15 protein-coding genes are annotated in these 19,757 nt (G+C 72.4%); 9 read left to right on the plus strand and 6 right to left on the minus strand.

What is annotated here, in order from left to right; translation table 11 throughout:
* Positions 1–28 precede the first annotated feature (28 nt).
* A complete protein-coding gene (locus tag G4D85_RS14705) occupies positions 29–1,108 on the minus strand; it encodes a Kelch repeat-containing protein (RefSeq protein ID WP_164012292.1) in 1,080 nt (359 codons plus the stop codon).
* A 211-nt stretch (positions 1,109–1,319) separates the two neighbouring features.
* Here G4D85_RS14705 and G4D85_RS14710 point away from each other — a divergent pair, with 211 nt between their 5' ends.
* The 3 genes from G4D85_RS14710 (at position 1,320) to G4D85_RS49425 (ending at position 3,487) form a co-directional block, all read left to right on the plus strand.
* Entirely contained in the window at positions 1,320–2,222 is a 903-nt protein-coding gene (locus G4D85_RS14710) for a LysR family transcriptional regulator (protein ID WP_164012294.1), read from the plus strand.
* Positions 2,223–2,342: 120 nt separating this feature from the next.
* Positions 2,343–2,858, plus strand: a complete 516-nt coding sequence (locus tag G4D85_RS14715) for a DoxX family protein (RefSeq protein ID WP_164012296.1) — start codon at positions 2,343–2,345, stop codon at positions 2,856–2,858.
* 2 nt (positions 2,859–2,860) lie between these two features.
* Positions 2,861–3,487: a hypothetical protein gene (locus tag G4D85_RS49425; protein WP_240359268.1), complete on the plus strand. Its 627-nt coding sequence runs from the start codon at positions 2,861–2,863 to the stop codon at positions 3,485–3,487.
* A gap of 285 nt (positions 3,488–3,772) precedes the next feature.
* On the opposite strand, the gene G4D85_RS14725 is transcribed toward G4D85_RS49425, so the two are convergent.
* A complete protein-coding gene (locus tag G4D85_RS14725; protein ID WP_164012299.1) occupies positions 3,773–5,152 on the minus strand; it encodes a hypothetical protein in 1,380 nt (459 codons plus the stop codon).
* 242 nt (positions 5,153–5,394) lie between these two features.
* Here G4D85_RS14725 and G4D85_RS14730 point away from each other — a divergent pair, with 242 nt between their 5' ends.
* Positions 5,395–7,059, plus strand: coding sequence for an NHL repeat-containing protein (locus tag G4D85_RS14730; protein ID WP_240359269.1), 1,665 nt, complete (start codon positions 5,395–5,397; stop codon positions 7,057–7,059).
* A 5-nt stretch (positions 7,060–7,064) separates the two neighbouring features.
* Here the strand turns inward: G4D85_RS14730 and G4D85_RS14735 are convergent, their stop codons facing one another.
* Positions 7,065–8,405, minus strand: a complete 1,341-nt coding sequence (locus G4D85_RS14735) for a nicotinate phosphoribosyltransferase (RefSeq protein ID WP_164012303.1) — start codon at positions 8,403–8,405, stop codon at positions 7,065–7,067.
* Between the two features lie 40 nt (positions 8,406–8,445).
* A complete protein-coding gene (locus G4D85_RS14740) occupies positions 8,446–8,895 on the minus strand; it encodes a thioredoxin family protein (RefSeq protein WP_164012305.1) in 450 nt (149 codons plus the stop codon).
* A gap of 250 nt (positions 8,896–9,145) precedes the next feature.
* Between G4D85_RS14740 and G4D85_RS14745 the strand changes: the two genes are divergently transcribed.
* The 5 genes from G4D85_RS14745 (at position 9,146) to G4D85_RS14765 (ending at position 16,009) form a co-directional block, all read left to right on the plus strand.
* The gene (locus G4D85_RS14745) at positions 9,146–10,174 is read left to right on the plus strand and encodes a 2-hydroxyacid dehydrogenase (RefSeq protein WP_164012306.1); all 1,029 of its coding nucleotides are present in this window, start codon (positions 9,146–9,148) and stop codon (positions 10,172–10,174) included.
* A 68-nt stretch (positions 10,175–10,242) separates the two neighbouring features.
* Positions 10,243–11,547, plus strand: a complete 1,305-nt coding sequence (locus tag G4D85_RS14750) for a universal stress protein (protein WP_164012308.1) — start codon at positions 10,243–10,245, stop codon at positions 11,545–11,547.
* A gap of 47 nt (positions 11,548–11,594) precedes the next feature.
* Positions 11,595–13,058, plus strand: coding sequence for a TIGR02996 domain-containing protein (locus G4D85_RS14755; RefSeq protein ID WP_164012310.1), 1,464 nt, complete (start codon positions 11,595–11,597; stop codon positions 13,056–13,058).
* Between the two features lies 1 nt (position 13,059).
* Entirely contained in the window at positions 13,060–14,538 is a 1,479-nt protein-coding gene (locus tag G4D85_RS14760) for a hypothetical protein (protein ID WP_164012313.1), read from the plus strand.
* 1 nt (position 14,539) lies between these two features.
* On the plus strand, positions 14,540–16,009 hold the full coding sequence (locus G4D85_RS14765; RefSeq protein ID WP_164012315.1) for a TIGR02996 domain-containing protein: 1,470 nt from the start codon (positions 14,540–14,542) through the stop codon (positions 16,007–16,009).
* A gap of 4 nt (positions 16,010–16,013) precedes the next feature.
* On the opposite strand, the gene G4D85_RS14770 is transcribed toward G4D85_RS14765, so the two are convergent.
* Entirely contained in the window at positions 16,014–16,682 is a 669-nt protein-coding gene (locus G4D85_RS14770; RefSeq protein ID WP_164012317.1) for a metallophosphoesterase, read from the minus strand.
* A gap of 74 nt (positions 16,683–16,756) precedes the next feature.
* On the minus strand, positions 16,757–19,756 hold the full coding sequence (locus G4D85_RS14775) for a tetratricopeptide repeat protein (protein WP_164012319.1): 3,000 nt from the start codon (positions 19,754–19,756) through the stop codon (positions 16,757–16,759).
* Position 19,757 lies beyond the last annotated feature (1 nt).

The following is a 19,757-nucleotide window of genomic DNA, read 5'->3' on the forward strand; positions in this document are numbered from 1 at the left end:
CGGGCGGGAACCCGGAATCAGCGGTGACTCAGGGCTCGGTGAAGAGCTCGGCGGAGGAGTACCACTCGGGCTCCTCCTGGCTGGTGCCGCCCACGACGAGCACCTGACCGGATGGGAGCAGCGTCGCCGTGTGGCCCGTGGTGGGCTGGTCCTGGCCCACGACGTACATTCCATTGTCATTCGGGTCGAACAGCTCCGTGCTGCCGCCCACCTGGTTGCGTGTACCGCGCGCGACGAGCACCCGGCCCGAGGAGGGCAGCAGCGTCAGCGAGTGGCCCCGGCGGCGCGTCTCGTTGGCGTAGGCGACGTACTCCCAATAGTCGTCCTCCGGCCAGTACAGCCACGCGCCGCTCTCGTACTGGAAGTTCTCCTGGCCCGTGGCCAGCACCGCGCCCGAGTCCAGCTTCACCGCCGCATGCCCGAAGAAGGCCGGTGGGGCCGACGCTTGCGTCCACGTGCCGCTGGACGGGCTGTACACCTCGGCGGCGGCCACGGCGCCGTCGTCATTGACGACGAGCACCCGACCATCATCGAGCACCGTGGCGGTGACTCTTCCCGAGGCAACCGACAGCGAGCCCGTGGCCGTCCACTGGCCGGTGGAGGGGGTGTAGAGCTCGGCGCTCTTCAGGGCGCTGTTATACGAGGTGGTGCCGTAGCCGGCGACGACGAGCACCTGGCCTGTATGCAGCAGCACCGCCTGGTGGTTGCGGCGCGCCGTCACCAGGGCGCCCTTGGCGGTGAAGGTGTTGGTGTAGTGGTTGTACTCCTCCGCGCTCGCGTGGACCGTGGTGGTGTTGCTACCGCCCGCGATGAGCACCCGGCCCGACGGCAGCCGTGTCGCGGTGTGGCCCGAGCGGGACACGCTCAGGTTCGCGGACGCAGCCCACGTGTTGGTGGCCGGGGTGTACGTCTCGGTCGTCGCCGTCGGCCCGCCCGAGCTGCCACCGCCGGTGATGAGCACCTTGCCCGAGGGCAGCAGCGTGGCGGTGTGCGAGTAGCGGTAACGGCTCATCGACGCGGCCGGGCTCCAGCCCGACGCGGCCGCCAGGGTGCTCCACAGGGTGAGTCCGAGCCAGAGCCACGTCTTCGTTGCGGATACTCGTGTCATACGGTCCTCGTGGTGGGGGAGGCCCGCATTGTGGAGGCAGAGGCCGACAGCGTGCGCGTCCTTCGCGTCAACACCGTGTGACGGTGTGGGTGCGGTGGCTCGGTTTTGCATTGATATTGCAGTTGTACCTCCAGAAGTGGATGGCGCGGGGCGCCGGTGGCGCGAGCGCCAGCCTTCATCGGCCTCGCGTCGCCGTGGCAGTCTGTCCCGCGTGAGTGAACCCCTCTTCGATGACTTGCTCGGCCTCGCGTGCTTCGCGCGCGTCGTGGAGCTCCGCTCGTTCACCCAGGCCGCCACGGCGCTCGGCGTGTCGAAGTCCGTCGTCAGCTCTCGCGTGGCCCGGCTGGAGTCGCGCGTGGGCGAGCGGCTGCTCATCCGCACCACGCGCAAGCTGACCGTCACCGACGCGGGCCTGGGCGTGTATGCGCACTGCGCGCGGATGCTCCAGGAGGCAGGGGCGGCCACTCGCGGCGCTTCCGATGCGGGCCGGGGCACGCTGCGCCTCAATGTGCCCGTCAGCTTCGCGCAGCTCTACCTCGCCGCGCCGCTGGCCCGGTTCCTCACCCTGCACCCGGACACCACGGTGGACGTCGTCCTGAGTGACCGGCTGGTGGACCTCGTCGAGGAGCGTGTGGACGTGGCGTTGCGGATTACCCGCCTGCGGGACTCCAGCCTCGTGGCCCGCAAGCTGGCCACCACGTCGCTGCACGTGTGCGCGGCGCCCACGTACCTGGCGCGCAGGGGGACTCCCGAGCGGCCCGAGGACCTCATCCACCACGACTGCCTGCGCTATACGCACCTGCGCACCGAGGACGAGTGGCGCTTCTATGGCCCGGAGGGCCGCATCCGCGTGCCGGTGTCCGGCTCGCTGGCCACGGGCAACGGCACCATGCTCCGCGAGGCGGCGGCCCAGGGCATTGGCCTTGCCATGCTGCCGCGCTTCATGGTGGACGCGGACCTGCGCTCGGGACGGCTCGTCACCGTGCTGGAGGACTTCGCTCCCAGGCCCCTGGGCATCTATGCCGTCCATGCGTCCGGACGGACTCCCGCTCCGCGCCTGCGGGCCCTGCTCGATGTGCTCGCCGCGGAGTTCCGTTCCCCGAAGTGGGGATGATTGTTCGGCTGGCAGAACGATTCGTTCGCGAGCGGTACCTTCCGAATGAGCCGTGAGGACGGCATTCCATGGAGCGTCCGAGGGGCAATCGTTCCTCTCGTGCTTCCAGGAGTCACCGTCATGAGCCGCATCGAAACCGCTCTGTCCTCCTCCGTTGCCCGGGAGGCGGGCGCCACCGTGCTTCGCGTTGCCCTGGGCGCGGTGTTCCTCGCGCACGCGGGGGCCAAGGCGTTCATCTTCACCTTCGCGGGTACAGCGCAATTCTTCGAGGCGCACGGCTTCCCCGGGTGGACCGCGCTGCCGGTGTTCTTCGCGGAGTTGCTCGGTGGGCTCGCGCTGCTGGCGGGGTTCCGCACGCGCCTCGTGGCGCTCGGGCTGGTGCCGGTGATGCTGGGCGCGCTCAAGCCTCACATGGCCAACGGGTGGATGTTCACCAACTCCGGCGGCGGCTGGGAGTACGTGGCCTTCCTCATCCTCGCGCTGGTGACGCAGGCGCTGATTGGCAGTGGGGCGTTCGCGCTGGACCGCCGTTCAGCTTTGGGACGCGGGGCAAGCCAACACATCCGGCAAGCTCTGGTTGGCGGCGCCACCGCTTCCAGCGAGGATGCTCGGGGCCGGGGCCCACAACACAGATAGGTATGTCGATGCGCAAGCTGGCGCTGTTGCTGCTCGTGGGAGCGTGGCTGGGCTGCAGTGGGACTGACTCCAAGGACGGCACAAAGGATGCGGGGCCAGGGGATGGCGGTCCGGTGTCAGTGGAGTGCGTGGCGGCCGAGAAGCCCACATGCTGCGAGGGGTGTGGAGACATCCTGTTGCAGCCGGTGTGCACGGAGGGGAGCTGGAGCTGCCCGGCGGGCTCGACGGACCAACGTCAGTGTCCGAACGCCACCTGCTCGCTGCCCCTGCACCCCCAGGAGACGTACACGTATCCGGGGTGCGCCAACGAGGACTACCACTGCCCTCGCCTGAAGACGGTGTTCTGCGCGCTGGAGAGCCTGCGCACGGAGCGCGACAGCTGCCAGCAGGACAGTGACTGCGTGGCGGCCACCGTCAACGGCCGGTGCGCGAGCTATGGGCAGTGTCCCCCGGCCATGGTGAACTCCGCCGGCCGAGCGGACTTCCAGACGAAGGCCAACGCGGAGCTGCTGCGCTACTGCAGCGAGTCTCCCATCTGCGCCAGCATCGGCCAGTGTGCCGTCCCGTCCTTCGTGCCCCGCTGCAAGCAGGGACACTGCGTGGCGGAGGCGGCCGACGCCGGTTCCTAGGCGCTGCGCGTTCCTGGCGTCAGCGGAGCCCGGGCGGCGTCATGCCTCCATCTGGAGGTGATGATGACGGAACCGTGAGCAACGGGCGGGCGCCGCGTGGCACATATCTCCCATGCGCGCGCTACTCCCGAGGGGGTCGGGAGGCGGTCCAGCGGGCACTGCTGTGTCACCCCGGTTCCCGTGCCGCGCCCCAGGACCTTGGAGCTGGGGCCGCTGGCACGTCCGGACGTGAGGCAGCAGTGCCCGCCTGGCCCGTTCAGGCAGGGGCGGCGTCGGGCCGTGGGCTCAGGTGCGCGCGAACAGGTTCGCCTCGGGCGCGGAGGACGCTCCCCCGCGCAGGTGCACCGCCATCCGGCCCACCAGGACGATGAAGCGCACCGTGCCGACGAGCGCGCCGAGCCACGCCACGGCGGCGAGGACTCGCAGGACGCCCTGCTCCGTGTCGAAGAACACGAGGGGAATGGCGACACCTCCGGACACCGCGAGCAGGCGCCCCACCTGGAACGCGCTCCGGGCGAGCTCCGCCGCCTGGCTCGCCGTGGCCGCGTGGTGGAAGGACGCCAGGAGGAAGAGCACCGCGACGAAGCTGAGCGCCCCGGCCACCCCCGTGCTCAACATGGGGCCCGACATCGGCCCGTGCTCGAACCCGCGGAAGGACTGGAGGCTGTTCGTGAGGAGCAGCGTCGCCGCCACCAGCATGAAGCCGAGCGCCATCTGGGAATGGGTGGCGGCGCCGGGCACCTCCAGCCGGAGCGAGTACCGCACGAGGCCGGCGACCATCAGCATGAAGCACGGGAGCGCCGCCATCGCGATGAGTCCTCCGAGCAGCTCGCCGGCGCCGTACATGTGGAAGGCGGAGAAGAGCCAGGGAGTGGCCACGCTCAGGATGGCCACGGCGATGCGGCCGCGCAGGCCCCAGTTGTAGAGGGAGAGCCCGCTCGCGGCCGACGTCCACGACGGGCTCGTGGCCGGGGCGTCCTCGGGGCGGACGAGCGCGGTGTGCAGCTGGAAGAAGAGCCCGGCGATGGCGGCCTGGAGCGTGAGGCTCACCGCGCTGCGCAGGTTGTTCACCGTGCTGGCGAGCGCGGAGCTCGAGTTCATCAGCTCCCGGCTCAGGTCGCTTCCCGGAGCCAGGACGAAGAAGCCCGCCAGGTCCACCACCCACGCGCCCGTGGCGAAGAGGAGCAGTCCCCGCGCGTGATGCGCCCGCAGCGCCCTGCCCGCCAGCCACCCCATCAGGAGCAGCGCGGCGAAGCTGAGCTTCAGGACGAGGCCGGGGAGCATGCGGACCCAGGCGTCCACCGACATGGGGTTCCACCCCATCAATGGAAGGACCTGCAGGCCCGCCACTCCGACCAGGCCCAGGCCCCGGAGGCCACCGGCGACGTACCCCCAGGGCCGGACCCGGGCGTCCGCCAGGGCGGCGGCGAACCGTGGCAGGCCGAACGCGAGGACACCCATGGGAACGAGGTTCACCATGACGAGCACCGTCATCGCCGTCCGGAAGGACTCGCGGCTGTCGCTGGAGCCGAGGGCGGAGTGGAGGTCCCTGACCACCTGGGAGACGGTGGAGAGGCCGAGCAGGGCGACCTGGGCCCACAGCAGCAGCTTCATCGCGGCGGCGGCGCGGGCGTGGGAAGGCGGTGTACCGCGGTCGTCGGTCATGGAATGGGTCCCCCCAGGGATGCTGGAGCGGGGAGTGTATGCCGGGGAGAAGGCACGTTCCCAGGGCGCCCCCGCGTGGCCCTCGCGGACGCGGCCCGTGGGCGCGGTGGGACGGGGGCGGCTGCCTCCCTGCTCCGCACCCAATGACAGACGCACGCGCGCCGTCTGTGTGGCTTCCACGCGTGGGACGGGTCGAGGCTGTCACTTGTCACGCAGACATGGGCTCGCATAGAAGGCCACGCATGCTTCGCAAGCCTTTGCTCTCCCTGTTGCTGCTGCTCGGCGCGCCTGTCTTTCTCGCCGCGTGCTCCGACTCCGACGAACAGAAGCCGGACCCGGCCGTGCTCATCATCGACCGGCCGTCGCTCGACTTCGGTGAGCTGGAGGTGGGCCAGTCTTCGCCCGAGTACCTCTTCACCGTGCGCAATGCCTCCGCGTATGCCGTGGAGTCGGTCTCCGTCGTGGTGGAGGGCAGCGGGTTCTCCATCGCCACCAACACCTGCGAGCGCTTCCTGGACGCGGGCCTGGAGTGCGAGGTGCGGGTGAAGTTCACGCCCCGGCTGGCGGGGCCGAACGAGGCTCGCCTCAAGGTGCAGGGCGCGCCCGACGTGGACGAGGCGGTCCTCACGGGAATGGCCGTGGCCTGGGTGGACGTGCAGGACCTGCCCGGCGGCGGGGCGCGCGTGGTGGCCGAGGCGGGCGAGGCGGACGAGTGGTCCTGCGGCCAGCCGTGCAGGATGGCCGTCCGCAAGCCGCAGCTGACCCTCCGGGCCGCGCCGACGGGGTTCCCCACCTGGGGTGGGGACTGCACCGTGGCGGCGGGCGGCGGCTGCTCGCTCGTCATGGACGGGACGAAGGTCGTCTCCCTCCAGGAGATTGCCTCCGCCATCCGGTGGGAGGTGCGGCGGGAGGCCCATCCGCGGAGCGTGGCGGTCGCGACCGACGGTGACATCCTCGTCCAGGAGGTCGGACAGCTGCTGAGGTTCAGCAGCACCGGACAGGTGCGCTGGTCGGTTCCCCTGAGCGGCGGGGGGCAGATGGCCGTGGACGGCCAGGGCCACATCTACGTGGCGGACTTCTACGGGCAGGTGACCCGGTACGACGCGAACGGGCAGGCGCAGTGGGTCTCTTCACGGCCTGGCGAGAGTTCCAGCTGGAATGGCCTCGCGGTGAGCGCCAGCGGGCATGTCTACGTGCTGGTGAGCCTGGGCCAGTCCGAGACTTCGCGTCAGTTCAAGCTCATCGCCCTCTCGCCGGAGGGCGGCGAGCGCTGGAGCGTGCTCTTCGATGAGGGCCACTTCAACTACTCCTACGGGATGGGGGTGGACGCCCGGGGTGAGGTCTTTGTGTCCGGCGGCGCGTACAACCGGACCGCGACACCGGGGGAGAGGGTGTTCGTGAAGAACTACTACCGGAAGTACAGCGCCGAGGGCGCCCTTCGGTGGGAGACGCCGGAGTCCTGGGGCAACTTCGCCGTCAACGCGGAGGGCGCGACGAGCGTCGTGTCCTACAACCCCCAGTCCCCTGGAGGCTTCTCCCAGTGGTGGATTGGCGCGAGTGGGACGCTCCAGTGGAACTCGACGGTGCCGAGCTCGCCGGGCGTCATCGCCCTGCAGACCTTCTCGTCCTCGGGCGCGCTGCTCATCGGCGGGCACGAGACGTCCGCCGGCAGCACGGAGAATGGCAGGGGCTGGTTCGCGGCGATGAACCTCACGACTCGCGCTTTGGGTCAGGCGGTCTACGTCGAGGCGCCCACGGGGGGCCCTGTCCGTATCAGTGGTCTCACGCTCACCCCGACGGGAAATATCGCGGTGATTGGCGGCTTCGGCTCCCTCTCGGGCCAGGGCGAGGGCTACCTCCGGATGTACGATTCGCGCGTGCTGACGACGAACCCGGGCGCGCGGTAGCGCCCTCACGGCTCGGGGGACCACTCCTCCAGCTGTCGCTCGCGCGCCCGCTCCAGCTCCTTGCCCAGCTTCACCGGGTACGGCGGCCGTGCGGGCGCCAGTGCCCGGACCTCGGGCGGGAGGCGTGCCACCTCGCGCCTCGCGTAGTCCCTCACGGCCACCAGCGGCGGGGAGGCCCCGGGCAGCCGCTTCCCCGCGCGCATCACCGGCCGGAGCAGCGGCCTTCCGCGCACCACGTCCCCGCGCCGCGTGAGCACGTCCCCGCACGTCACGCCGTCCTCCTCCCGCCGGTACACCTGCTTGGCTCCCGGCAGGAGCACCTTGCCCTCGGACAGCTTCACCCGCTCGCGCCCCGCGTACTCCACCAGCTTGTAGGCCATGTCCAGCGAGGGCGCGTCCGCGGACACGCCCATGGCCGTGCCCACGCCGAAGCTGTCTATCGGCGCGCCCCCGGCCACCAGCCGCGCCACCGCGTCCTCGTCCAGCCCACCGCTCGCGTACAGCCGCACCCGCTGCAGGCCCGCCGCGTCCAGCATGTCGCGCGCGGTGCGGGACAGCGCGAGCAAATCGCCCGAGTCCAGCCGCAGCGCGCGCACCCGGAAGGCCTCGCCCTGCTCGCGCGCCAGCCGTATCGCGTGCTGCACGCCGTGCAGCGTGTCGTAGGTGTCCACCAGCAGCGTGGCGTCCGGGTACACGCGCGTGAAGGCACGGAAGGCCGTCAGCTCATCGTCGTGCGCCTGCACGTAGCTGTGCGCCATGGTGCCCGCCGCCGGAATCCCGTACCGCTTCGCCGCCAGCACGTTGGACGTGGAGTCCACCCCCGCGAGGTACGCCGCGCGCGCCACCTTCATCCCCGCGTCCGTGCCGTGGATGCGCCGCAGGCCGAACTCCATCACCGGGCGCCCTGCCGCGGCCTCCACCACCCGCGCCGCCTTCGAGGCCGCGAGAGTCTGGAGGTGCAACTGGTTGAGGAGGTACGTCTCCACCAATTGCGCTTCCGGCAGCGGCGCGCGTACCTCCAGCAGCGGCTCGCCGGCGAAGACGGGCGTGCCTTCGGGCATCGCATCCACGTCCCCGGTGAAGCGGAAGCGCTCCAGCCAGCCGAGCAGCCGGTCCGAGAAGCGCCCCTGCGACGCGAGCCAGGCCAGGTCCTCCGCGCCGAAGCGCAGGTGCTCCAGCAGGTGCAGCGCGTCCTCCAGCCCCGCCGCCAGCAGGTAGTTGCGCCGCTCCGGGAGGCGCCGCGTGAAGAGGCTGAACACCGCCTCGTCCCCGAGCTCCTCGTCGAGGTACGCCTCCGCCATCGTCAACTGGTAGAGGTCCGTCAGCAGCGCCGCGCCTTCCTCCATGACGTGCCTCCTCGCGAGCCGTGGCCGCGCGCCGGGTGGCTCACGCGGTGGCGCCCGCGCCTCCCTGGGCCAGGGAGTTCATCACCCACCGCTCCAGCTCCGCGCGGGGCAGGACGCCGCTGCGCCGCGCCACCTCGCGTCCGCCCGCGAACACCACGAAGGTGGGGATGCCCTGCACCCGCAGCCGGCTGGAAGCCTCCGGGTGCTGGTCCGTGTTCAGCTTCAGCACGAGCAGCCGTCCCGCCTGCGCCCGGCCCACCGCGTCCAGGATGGGTGCCGCCGTCCGGCACGGCGCGCACCAGGGCGCCCACAAGTCCAGCAGCACCGGCACCGGCGAGCCGAGGATGGCCCGGTCCAGCGCCTCGCCATCCACCTCCTGCGGCGCCCCGGAGACCTCCAGCACTCCGTGGCACCGGCCGCACTCGGGGGTGCCCTGGGGGCGCGGCTCTCGCACGCGGTTGAACGCTCCACACGTGGCACAGCGGAACATGGCACCTCCCGTCGCGACGTCCTGTCCTCAAGGTAGGCGCCGCCCTGTTCCCGCGCCCCGAAATGGTTCTTCGCAAGCTCGCTTCCTGGCCGTCCGGCGCCCGGCCGGCGCGCAGCTTTTGCCGACCCCACCCGGCGTGCGCAGCTTTTGCGCGGCCCGTGAGAACCCCGGGGGAAGGGCGGTGTGGAGCGAGCATTGCAGTGACACCGGCCATGCCCGGCGGGCCTTGCAGCCGGGCAGGGGAGCAGACATGCGGCTGGCCGTCTTCGACACACACCGGTATGACCGCGACGCGCTGGAGAAGGCCAACGCGCGCTTCGGGCACTCGCTGACCTTCTTCGAGGCCCGGCTGACACCGCAGACGGCGCGGCTGGCGGATGGCTTCCCGGCGGTGTGCTCCTTCGTCAACGACAAGGTGGACGCGGCCACGCTGGCGGCGCTGCAGGTGGGCGGGGTGCGGCTCGTGGCCGCGCGCTCGGCCGGCTACAACCACGTGGACCTGGAGGCCGCGCGCCGGCTGGGCATCCGCGTGACGCGCGTGCCCGAGTACTCGCCGCACGCGGTGGCCGAGCACGCGGTGGCGCTGGTGCTCTCCCTCAACCGCCACATCCACCGCGCCTTCGCGCGCGTGCGCGACTGGAACTTCTCCCTCGATGGGCTGGTGGGCTTCGACCTCGCCGGGAAGACGGTGGGAATCGTCGGCACGGGCCGCATCGGCCGCGTGGCCGCCCGCATCTTCCACGGCTTCGGCTGCCGGGTGCTCTGCTACGACGTGCAGCCGGACCCCGCCTTCGAGCGGGAGCTGGGCGTGCGCTACGTCCCGCTGGAAGAGCTGTTCTCCGCCTCCGACGTCATCTCCCTCCACGTGCCGCTCACGCCGGGCACACGCCACCTGGTGGACGCGGCGGCGCTGGCGCGGATGAAGCAGGGCATGCTGCTCATCAACACCGGCCGCGGGGCGCTCATCGACAGCCGGGCCCTGCTCGAGGCGCTGAAGTCAGGCCGCATCGGCGGCGCCGGCCTGGACGTGTACGAGGAGGAGGAGGGCATCTTCTTCCAGGACCTCTCCGGCCAGGTGCTCCAGGACGATGTGCTGGCGCGGCTGCTCACCTTTCCCAACGTGCTCGTCACCTCGCACCAGGCCTTCCTCACCCACGAAGCGCTCGCGAACATCGCCGAGTCGACGCTGGCCAGCGTCCAGGCCTTCGAGCGCGGCGAGCCCCTGGTGAACGAGGTGCGCGCCGAGCAGGTGATTCGTCCGCCCACCGCCGAGCGGTGAGTGCTGGCACGCAAGGTGAAGAGGAACCGGGCTCGAAGCCGAGTCCCATACTGAGTCCAGGAGCCGCCATGTCGATTGTCTGCGCCACGAACTTCTCTGATGCCGCGCTGCGCGCGTCCACCCTGGCCGCGGAGCTCGCCCGGAAGACAGGGGAGCCGCTGCGCCTGGTGCACGTGCTGAACGCGGACTCCGCGCGGGCCTTCGGGCGGGCGCTGACGGACGCCGCCCAGGCCGCCCTGGCCGACGAGGTGAAGCGCCTGACGAAGCTGGGCGCGAAGGTGGAGCCCGCGCTGCTCACGGGGGAGCCCGCGACAGTCCTGGACGCCTATGTCCGGGAGCAGCGGGCCTCGCTGGTGGTGACGGCCGCGCCGACGTACGAGGCGCCCTTCCTGGGCGTGGGTGGGATGGTGGACCGGCTGGCGCAGATGCTGGGAGTGCCGCTGCTGGCGGTGCGCGAGGGGGCGTCGCTGGAGGCGTGGGCCCGGGGGGAGCGGCCGCTGAAGGTGATGCTGGGCGTGGACCGCTCGCTGCCCTTCGAGGCGGCGCGCGAGTGGGTGCGCACGCTGCGCCGCTGGGGTGCGGTGGAGGCGGTGGGCGCGCGCGTGTACTGGGCGGAGGAGGAGTACCAGCGGCTGGGGCTGGCGCGGCCACCGGCCTTCGGAGAAATCACCGATGAGCTGAAGCAGGCGCTGGAGAAGGAGACGGCCGCGCTGATGGCACCGCTGGCGTCCGCGGAGGGGCAGGGGGCTCGCATCCACGTGGAGGCGGGCGTGGGCCGCATCGCCGACAACCTGGTGGACCTGGCCGCGCGGGAGAAGGTGGACCTGCTGGTGGTGGGTTCGCACCACCGCCGCGCCCTGGGCCGCCTCTGGAGCGTGTCGCACCACGCGCTGCGGCTGGCGAGCATGTCCGTGGCGTGCGTGCCGGCCCAGGCGACAGCTGCCCCGGCGGACGTGGCACTGCCAGCGTTCCGCGAGGTGCTGGTGGCCACGGACTTCTCGGAGACGGGCAACCGCGCGGTGGCCCACGCCTGCGCGCTGACGCCCCCGGAGGGCACGGTGCACCTCGTCCACGTGGCGGAGGGCAGCCTCTCGGCGGCGGAGGAGGCCGGGCTGCGCACGCGGTTGCTGGCCCTGGTGCCGAAGGCGGCGGAGTCCGGCGGGAGGCGCGTCCAGGTGGAGGTGCTCGCGCAAGGCGGCAAGGACGTGGTGACGACGCTGGTGCAGGCGTCGGAGCGGCTTGGCGTGGATGCCATCGTCATGGGGACGCACGGGCGCTCGGGGCTGAAGCGCGCGGTGCTCGGCTCGGTGACGCAGGCCCTGTTGCTTCGCACGGACCGGCCCGTGCTGGTGGTCCGGCCGCCCCAGGCGTGACGGGCCAGGGCTCGGGAAGGCCCGGGGCGCTCGGGTACACTGGGGAGGTGAGTGAGACCCTGAATGACCTTCTCCGACGCGCGTGCGAGGCGTTCGAGCGCCACGCGGAGGAGGAGGCCCTGGTGCGCCTGCTCGAGGCCTGGCGCGAGGCGCGTACCGAGGAACTGGCCACGCTGGTGGAGCGGCTGTCGAAGCGACTCACGCAGGGGCTGTCTCCGCTGGAGTGCGAGCCCGGCTCCCTGACGATGCGGGAGTGCCGGCCGTTGGATCTGCCCCGGCTGCTCGTCAGCGTGCGCGAGGGTGCAGAGCGGGGCTACGCCGGCTCCGTGCGCCGGTCGCTGCTGGGACTCCAGCAGTGGCCCGTGGATCCGCGCTTCACGCCCGTGCTGCTGGACATTGCCCGCATGCCCATCTCCGGCGACGTGGGTGTCCCCGAGGTGCTCTTCGCGCTGCTGGAGCAGGTGGGGGACCCTCGCGCGCTGGAGCCCCTGCGGGAGCTGCGCCGGGAGCTCGCTTCGGGCGTGGCGCGGGCCGCGCGGCTCGACGCCATCCTCCAGCGAATCCCCCATCCGGGCCCTCCGCTGGAGGCGAGCGCTTCCAGCCGGTGCACGGAGCTGGACGAGGCCCTCACCGAGCGTGAGGCCACGGAGGCCCGGAACGCGCCCCTGCGCGATGCGCTCCTGGCCCGCGTGTACGCGGACCCGGACGATGACGCCGCGCGCATGGTGCTGGCCGACCACCTGCTGGAGCAGGGTGACCCGCTGGGCGAGTTCATCACCCTGCAGTGCCTGCCCCGGCCCGAGGTAGCGCGCATCGAGCAACTGCTGGAGGCGCACCGGGCTCGGTGGGAGGCCCCGCTCGGCCCCTACGTGGTCCAGGGCATCACCCGCTTCGAGCGTGGCTTCCCGGCGGTCGTCCAGCTCGACAGGTGGTGGCGCGAGCTGCTGCCGGAGCCCGGGCCGTGCTGGTCCACGGTGCGCGAGATTGACTGGGCCGCCGCGATGTTCCCGGACGTGCCGGCCTGGCTCTCACACCCGCACCTGCGCCACGTGACGGTGCTGCAGCGCCTGGACGCGGAATTGGCGCGCGGGCTGGGCGCGCGCGGGCTGGGGCTGAGGAGGCTGGGCCTGCTGGGCTCCGTGTCTCGGAAGTGCCCCGACTTGTTCAGCCGGCTGGCCGGGCTGACCCATCTGAAGCACGTGCGCGTGGAGGACGCCGACGCGAAGGACGTGGCGCTGTGCGCGACGTCGCCGCTGGCCTCGCGGCTGGAGCGCTTCGACGCGGGGAACGAGGGCGGGTGGGCGCTCACCGTCAGGCCCGAGCGGCCCATGCCCGTCCAGGCGACGCTGGAGCACGAGGACAGCGCCACCGCGCTCGCGGAGGCACTTCACGGAGCGCTGCGCTTCGGCGCCCGGGCCGGGCTCCACCTGCGGGTGGAGCATGACACCGAGGTGTCACGGCGGGTGCTGGAGGCGGCGGCGAAAGGCTACGAGCGCGTAGAGTGGAGCTGAGATGGCGATTCCCACCCTGAACGTGCTCCTCGGCTTCGCGCTCGAGGCCTTCGACCGTCACGAGGAGGCCGAGGTGCTCACGCACCTGCTGGGGGCGTGGCGCCAGTCGCGCGCCGAGCCCATCGCGCTGCTCATCGAGCGGCTGTCGAAGCGACTGACGGGGGGAATGCCACCGCTTCAGGTCGAGACACACGCGGACCTCTTTCAGAGACCCCGGCCGCTGGACCTGCCCCGGTTCCTGCCCCGGTTCCTGGCCCACCTCGTGGTACTGGCGGACCAGCGGCATTGGGACACCGTGATCTACGTACTGGGCGCGTTCCGCCAGCAGCCCGCGGACCCCCGCTTCACCGCGCCGCTGCTGGACCTGATGCAGCGGCCCGCCGCCTTCGAGAAGCGGGTCTTCATGGCGTTCTGCGGAGTGTTCTCGGCCATGTGGGACCCGCGCGCGCTGGAGCCGCTGCGCGCGCTGCGAAAGACGCTGTCTCCCGGCTCCGCCCAGGCCGAGTGGCTGGACATGACGCTGCTGTCCTTCGTTCCCGAGCTACCCCTGGGCGCGGAGGACGCCGCCACGTGCGCGGCCCTGGAGCGGACGCTCTCCGCGCGCGAGGCCGCCGAGACGTATCGCTCCCCCACCCATGAAGCGCTGCTGGCCCGCGTGTACGCGGACCCCGGGGACGTGGCCGCGCGCATGGTGCTGGCCGACCACCTGCTGGAGCAGGGCCACCTGCTGGGTGAGCTCATCATGCTCCAGTGCTCGCCCGCCGCGGATGAACCCCGAGTCTCCCGGCTGGTGGAGGAGCATGGGTGGCGGTGGGCGTCGGCGCTCGGACCTCACGTGGACGCCGGGGCCACCCGCTTCGAGCGGGGCTTCCCCGCCGCCGTCCGGCTGAGCCCCCGGTGGCGGGAGCCGTTGCCCGAGCCCGGGCCCGAGTGGGCGACGGTGCGCGAGGTGGACGTGGCCGGAGCCCTGTTTCCGGAGCTGGCGGCGTGGCTCGCTCACCCGAGACTGCGGGGAGTGACGGTGCTGAAGCGCGTGGAGCCGACGCTCGCGTGGGGCTTTGGAGCGCGGGAACTCGGGGTGCGGCGGCTTGGCTTGCTGGGGCCCGTCTCACAGAAGGCGCCCCTGCTGTTCGCCGAGCTGGAGCGGCTGCCGCACCTGGCGCGACTGCTCCTCCACGATGCGGACCCGGAGGACGTGCAGCTGTGCGCGGCGTCCCGCCTGGCGTCGCGGCTGGAGCGCTTCGAGGCTCGCGGCGTGGAGAAGGCCTGGGCGCTCGTGGCCGCTACGGCGAAGGAGGCGCCCCTCAGAGCGACGCTGCTGCGCGAGGCCGGGGTCGAGCCGCTCGCCCGCATCCTTCGTGGCGCGGTGGGCTTCGGGAGGCGGGCGCTGCGCGTCCGTGTGACTCACTCCGCTACTCCCGAGGCACTGCGACTGCTGCGGGCCGCGGCGTCCCCCTACTCGCGGGTGGAGTGGTCCTGAGATGGCGGAGAGTGTCCTGAACGGTCCCCTGGCGCGCGCGCTCGCGGCCTTCGAGCAACGCGAAGAGGAGGAGGCATTGCTGCGCCTGCTGGAGGTCTGGCGGGAGTCGCGCTCGGAGCGCATCGCCGCGCTCGTGGAGAGGGTGTCGGACCGGCTCATCGCCGGGATGCCACGGCTCCCATGCCAGCCCTTCTCTCCCGCCATGCAGCAGCAGCGGCCCATCGACCTGCCGCGGATGCTCGATGGGCTTCTGGAGACGGCGAAACAAGGGCTCGTGGAGCCGTTGTGCCGCCAGCTCGAGGGCTTCCGCAAGTGGCCCGCGGACCCCCGGCTCACGCCCGCGCTGGCGGCCATTGCACGGCTCAACGTCACGTATCACCGTCAGGTCCTCCAGGACCTCTGCGGGCTCTTCATGTACCTGAGGGATTCGCGCTCCCTCGAGGCCCTCCGGCGTCTGGGTGCACGCCAGGGCGCGGAGGACCGGCACGGCGGGCAGTTCGAGGGCGTCATCGAGCTCATCACCCTGCAGGAGCTTCCGCCGCTGGACGCGGAGACACGGGCCCTGGTCGACGCGCTGGAGGAGGCCATTGGCGCGCGGGCCGAAGCCGAGGCGCGGAGCGCTCCTGTCCGCGAGGCGCTCCTGGCGCGCGTCTATGCCCATCCGGAGGACGACAGCGCGCGGCTCGTGCTGGCGGACCACCTGCTGGAGCAGGGCGACCCGCTGGGGGACTTCATCATGCTCCAGTGCGCGTCCCAGCCCGACGAGGCCCGGGTCCGCGCGCTGCTGGGAAAGTACGCGGTGCCGTGGCAGGCCCCGTTGGGGCCGCTCATCGCCCCGTCGCAGACCCGCTTCGAGCGCGGCTTCCCCGTCGCGGTCCAGATGGCCGTCGAGCGCCGGCAGCCGCTGCCTCCTCCCGGGCCGGCCTGGGGCACGGTGGAGGCCATCGATTGGAACTGGTCGGGTCCACCGGAAGGCGCGGCCTGGCTCGCGGACCCGCACCTGCATGCCGTGACGCAGTTGAGCCGGACGCGGGCCGCCATTGGCCGGCGGCTGGGCGCGCATGCACTGCGGTTGCGGAGCCTGGAGCTGCAGGGGAGGCTCACCGTCGAGGCGCCGGAGATATTCACCGCGCTGGCCGCGCTGCCCCACCTGACCCGGGTGGACCTTCCCGACGCGGACCCTCGCGACGTGAGCCTGTGCGCCAATTCACCCCTGGCCCGAAGGCTGGAGCGCTTCACTGCCTCGGTGCTCGGCGCCTGGACCCTGGCTGCGACACCCTCGGAAGAGGTGACGGTGGCGGTGACGCTGCTGAGCAGTGAGCGCTTCGGGCAGCTCGCCGCGGTCATCCGCGACGCGGTGGGCTTCGGCACCCGGGGCCTGCGCCTGCACTCCCCGCACCCGCTCGACAGTCAGGCGCTCGCAATGCTGGAAGGCGCGGCAGCCGCCTACGCGCATGTCGAGTGGGTGTGAGTCCTCACCCCGAGGAGTCGACGTCCACGTAGGCGCGCTTCGCCAGCACCGACACGAGGCGGCCCTCCGGCAGCACGTACGCCGACAGCCGGCCGCCGTACACGCAGCCCGAGTCCAGGCCCAGCGCATGCGGGTGCCGCTGAATCCCGCGCATGGCGTCATGGCCGAAGATGACCAGCTCCGGCCCCTTCCAGTGGCTGCCCCACGGCTCACCGCCGTCCACGCGCTTGGAGGGCGTGCCTTCCGCGGTGATGCTGCGCAGGTTGAGCAGCTCGTCTTCCTTCTGATGTTCCAGCGGCACGCCCGGCACCAGCCCGCCGTGCACGGCCACCACGTTCAGCTCCGGGAAGCGCCGGTAGAGCGGCTGGGCCTCCAGCCACGCCCAGTCCTCGGCGCACAGCGTGTCCAGCACGTGCTGGTGCTCGGGCTTGAGCTTCTTGCCCTTGGGCCCCCGGCCCGCGTGCCAGCGCAGCACGTGCGCGTCATGGTTGCCCCGCACCGCGAGGAAGCCGCGCTCGCGGGCCCGGCGCACCACGCCCGCCGAGTCCGGCCCCTTCGCCACCAGGTCGCCCACCAGCACCACGCGGTCGCCCGGCTGCCAGCCGCACTCGGCGAGCAGGGCTTCCAGCTCCTCCACGCACCCGTGTACGTCCCCGATGAAGAGCGTTCGCATCCCGCTCCTCCTTTAATGCGCTTTACCCATGTGCGGGAACCCCACCGCACGGCTTTCGTCATCCGCCGTGTGGACTAACGGGCGCTGGCGGCGGGGACCTGGGCTGGCAGGGGCAGGCGGGCCCGCCACGCGTCCAGCTGGGCCAGCGGCTTCACGTAGCGCTCTCCCATGCCGGCGAACATCTCCCGCGCCTCCCCGGCCAGCTGCAGGGCGCGGGGCCGGTCCAGGTTCCCATCCCACAGCGCCTGGGCGAGGTAGAAGCGGGAGTAGGCCCGCTCCCCTGGCGTCTGCTTCGAGTCCGGCCGGCCCGCCACCGCCCGCTCCAGCACCTCGGCGGCCTTGCGAGGCTGCTTCAGCTCCATCCACACGCGGCCCAGGTCAATCCACGTGCCCGTCAGGTAGCCATACGGGTCATCCTGGCGCGACTCGAGGATGGTCCGCGCGCGCTGCAGGTAGGGCAGGGCCTCCTTGTAGCGCTTCAGGTCCGTGTGGATGTTGCCGCACGCGCGAATGGCCAGCGCCAGGAAGGGGTGCTGGGGCCCGAGCCGCTGCTCCAGGGGGGCGATGGTGGACTTGTAGCGAGAGAGGGCCTCCTCGTGGCGCCCCATCCGCGCCAGCAGCGTGGCCAGGTTGCCCATGGTGATTTGCGTGCCGGCGCTCTCCAGGCCCTCCGCCTGGATGGTGATGTCCAGCGCGCGCTCCTGCAGACGCAGGGCCTCCTCGCCCCGGCCCAGGCGCTCCACGACGGCCGCCAGCATGTTGAGCGCGGAGGCCACCGCGGGGTGCCCGGGGCCCAGCGCTCGCTCGAACACGGCCAGCGCCTTGCGCGACAGCTCCTCCACCTGCGCATGGTTGCGCTGCCGCCAGTGGACATAGGCCACGTCCAGCTGGGCGCGCGCCACGTCGGGGTGGTCCGGGCCCAGCGACTGGCGCCGCGTCTCCAGCGCCTGCTCGAAGAGCTTCAGCCCCTCCTCGGGGCGGTGCTGGGCCAGGCGCGTGGCGCCGAGCCCCAGCCGGACGTCCGTCGCCTCCAGGCTGTCCAGCCCATACGTCTGCTCCAGCCGCGCGAGCGCCGCCTCCTGCTGCTCGGCGGCCTCCTTGTAGCGGCCCTGTACGAAGAGGAGCGCGCCCGTGCGGACCTGGAGGTGCGCGCTCAGCACCGCGTCTCCGCCCAGTCGCTCAATCGCCGCCTCGGCGCGCTCGCTCCAGCGCCACGCGAGGGCGTGCTGCTCCAGCACCTCGCCGGAGATGCGCACCAGCTCCGTCCACGCGCGCGCGGCCGCCACGTCGTTGCGTCCGGCCTCCGCGGCCCACACCGCCTCGAAGAGCGTCGTCTCCGCCTTGCGCGAGTCGCCAGCGTCCTCGCGCAGCTCGCCCAGCAGCAGCAGCACGTCCGCGGCGCCGTAGCGGTCTCCCGTGTCCTTCGCCGTCTTCGCCAGGGGCTCCAGCAGCGCCACCGCCTCGGTGTACTTGCCGGCCGCCTTCAGCGCGCGGGCCCGGACCAGCGTCTGGCGCAGCGCCTCCGTCCGGGCGCGGGCCTCGGCGTCCACGGGCTCGGGCTCGCGCGCCGCCAGCGCCGACAGGTCCGAGCAGCGCTGCAGGGGGGGCAGCGCCTCGGCGGCGCGCGCGGCCAGTTCCACGGTGCCCGCGTCGGCGCGGGCGAAGAGCTGCGTGAGGGCGGCGACTTCCGCGAGCCGGCCGTCCAGGCAGTGCATGCGCCGGGCGAGCACCTCCTCGGGCTGCTCTCGCCGCACGCGCGTGGCCTCGCAGGCCGTGGTGCGCGTCGTCACCCACTCGGCGGTGTACACGTCCAGCGTGCGGCGCACGCGCTTCCACGCCGCCGCCGCGAAGGGCTTGCCCGTGGCGAGGAAGGCGGACTCGATGGACGCCTGCTGCGCCGGCCCCCACACCGTGGCGAGCGACTCCTCCGCGCCCGCGCAGACCTGCTCGCGGCGCGAGTGCACCGCGTGGGTGATGCCCACCGCCGCCAGCAGCAGCGCCACGCTGCCGGCCACCTGGAGCCGCCGCGTCCAGCGCGCCGCCGGGTCATGCTGGAGCGCGGCGAGCAGCGCCTCCATGGAGCCATGCCGGTCCATGGGGCTGACGGACAGGCCCCGCACCACCACGCGCCGCAGCCACGGAGGCACCGGCGAGCCCCGGGGCGCGGGCTTCACCCGCCCGGCGCGAATGTCCGCAAGCAGCTCGCGCACCGTGGACGCGGGGAAGGGGCGCTCGCCATGGAGCGCCTCGTACAGCGCCACGCAGAAGGCGAACTGGTCGCTGCGCGCGTCCGGATGCGCGTCCGGGTCCAGCTGCTCCGGCGCCATGTACGCGGGCGTGCCGCCCGCCACGGGCGTGCCGGGCGTCTCCGCGCCTGGCGGGTTGGCGCTGCGCGCGAGGCCGAAGTCGGTGACGCGCACGCGGCCGTCTCGGCCGACGAGGAGGTTCTCCGGCTTGAAGTCGCCGTGCACCACGCCCGCCGCGTGCGCCGCGGCCAGCCCCCGGCCCGCGTCCAGGAAGAGGGAGAGCACCTGGCGCCACGGGCGCGCCGCGGCCTTCAGCCACTGGCGCAGCGTCTGCGCCTCCACCAGCTCCATGGCCAGGAAGATGTGCTCGCCGAAGGTGCCCACGTCGTAGACGGGCACCACGTGCGGGTGCGACACGCGGGCCATGGCCTGGGCCTCGCGCAGCAGGTGGGCGCGGCCTTCCTCCGCCTCCAGGCCCAGCACGCCCGCGCGCAGCAGCTTGAGGGCCACGCGCCGGTCCAGCTCCGGGTCATACGCGCTGTAGACGACGCCCATGCCTCCGGCGCCCAGCCGCTCCAGCACGAGGTAGCGGCCCACGGCGGTGCCCTTCTCCAGCAGCGCCTCCTCGGCGCGGGCGGGGCGGGGCGGCGTCAGCGCGGTGATTTCGCCGGGCAGGCCCTCGTCGGGCGTCTGCGCGCGCAGGCCGTCCGCGACGAGGCGCCGGCACGAGGCGCACGTGTCCAGGTGCGCATCCACCTCCGCGGCGCGCGCGGGAGGCAGGCCGCCCACCAGCAGCTCGACGAAGGTGCTCTCGTCCAGACAGGCCACG

The sequence above is a fragment of the Pyxidicoccus trucidator genome, assembly GCF_010894435.1.
Taxonomy (GTDB): Bacteria; Myxococcota; Myxococcia; order Myxococcales; family Myxococcaceae; genus Myxococcus; species Myxococcus trucidator.

Excerpts from the sequence above, each read along its gene's own strand:
- G4D85_RS14705 (WP_164012292.1), bottom strand. The coding sequence starts at position 1,108 with ATGACACGAGTATCCGCAACGAAGACGTGGCTCTGGCTCGGACTCACC.
- G4D85_RS14715 (WP_164012296.1), top strand. The coding sequence starts at position 2,343 with ATGAGCCGCATCGAAACCGCTCTGTCCTCCTCCGTTGCCCGGGAGGCG.
- G4D85_RS49425 (WP_240359268.1), top strand. The coding sequence starts at position 2,861 with ATGTCGATGCGCAAGCTGGCGCTGTTGCTGCTCGTGGGAGCGTGGCTG.
- G4D85_RS14725 (WP_164012299.1), bottom strand. The coding sequence starts at position 5,152 with ATGACCGACGACCGCGGTACACCGCCTTCCCACGCCCGCGCCGCCGCC.
- G4D85_RS14730 (WP_240359269.1), top strand. The coding sequence starts at position 5,395 with ATGCTTCGCAAGCCTTTGCTCTCCCTGTTGCTGCTGCTCGGCGCGCCT.
- G4D85_RS14735 (WP_164012303.1), bottom strand. The coding sequence starts at position 8,405 with ATGGAGGAAGGCGCGGCGCTGCTGACGGACCTCTACCAGTTGACGATG.
- G4D85_RS14740 (WP_164012305.1), bottom strand. The coding sequence starts at position 8,895 with ATGTTCCGCTGTGCCACGTGTGGAGCGTTCAACCGCGTGCGAGAGCCG.
- G4D85_RS14745 (WP_164012306.1), top strand. The coding sequence starts at position 9,146 with ATGCGGCTGGCCGTCTTCGACACACACCGGTATGACCGCGACGCGCTG.
- G4D85_RS14750 (WP_164012308.1), top strand. The coding sequence starts at position 10,243 with ATGTCGATTGTCTGCGCCACGAACTTCTCTGATGCCGCGCTGCGCGCG.
- G4D85_RS14760 (WP_164012313.1), top strand. The coding sequence starts at position 13,060 with ATGGCGATTCCCACCCTGAACGTGCTCCTCGGCTTCGCGCTCGAGGCC.
- G4D85_RS14765 (WP_164012315.1), top strand. The coding sequence starts at position 14,540 with ATGGCGGAGAGTGTCCTGAACGGTCCCCTGGCGCGCGCGCTCGCGGCC.
- G4D85_RS14770 (WP_164012317.1), bottom strand. The coding sequence starts at position 16,682 with ATGCGAACGCTCTTCATCGGGGACGTACACGGGTGCGTGGAGGAGCTG.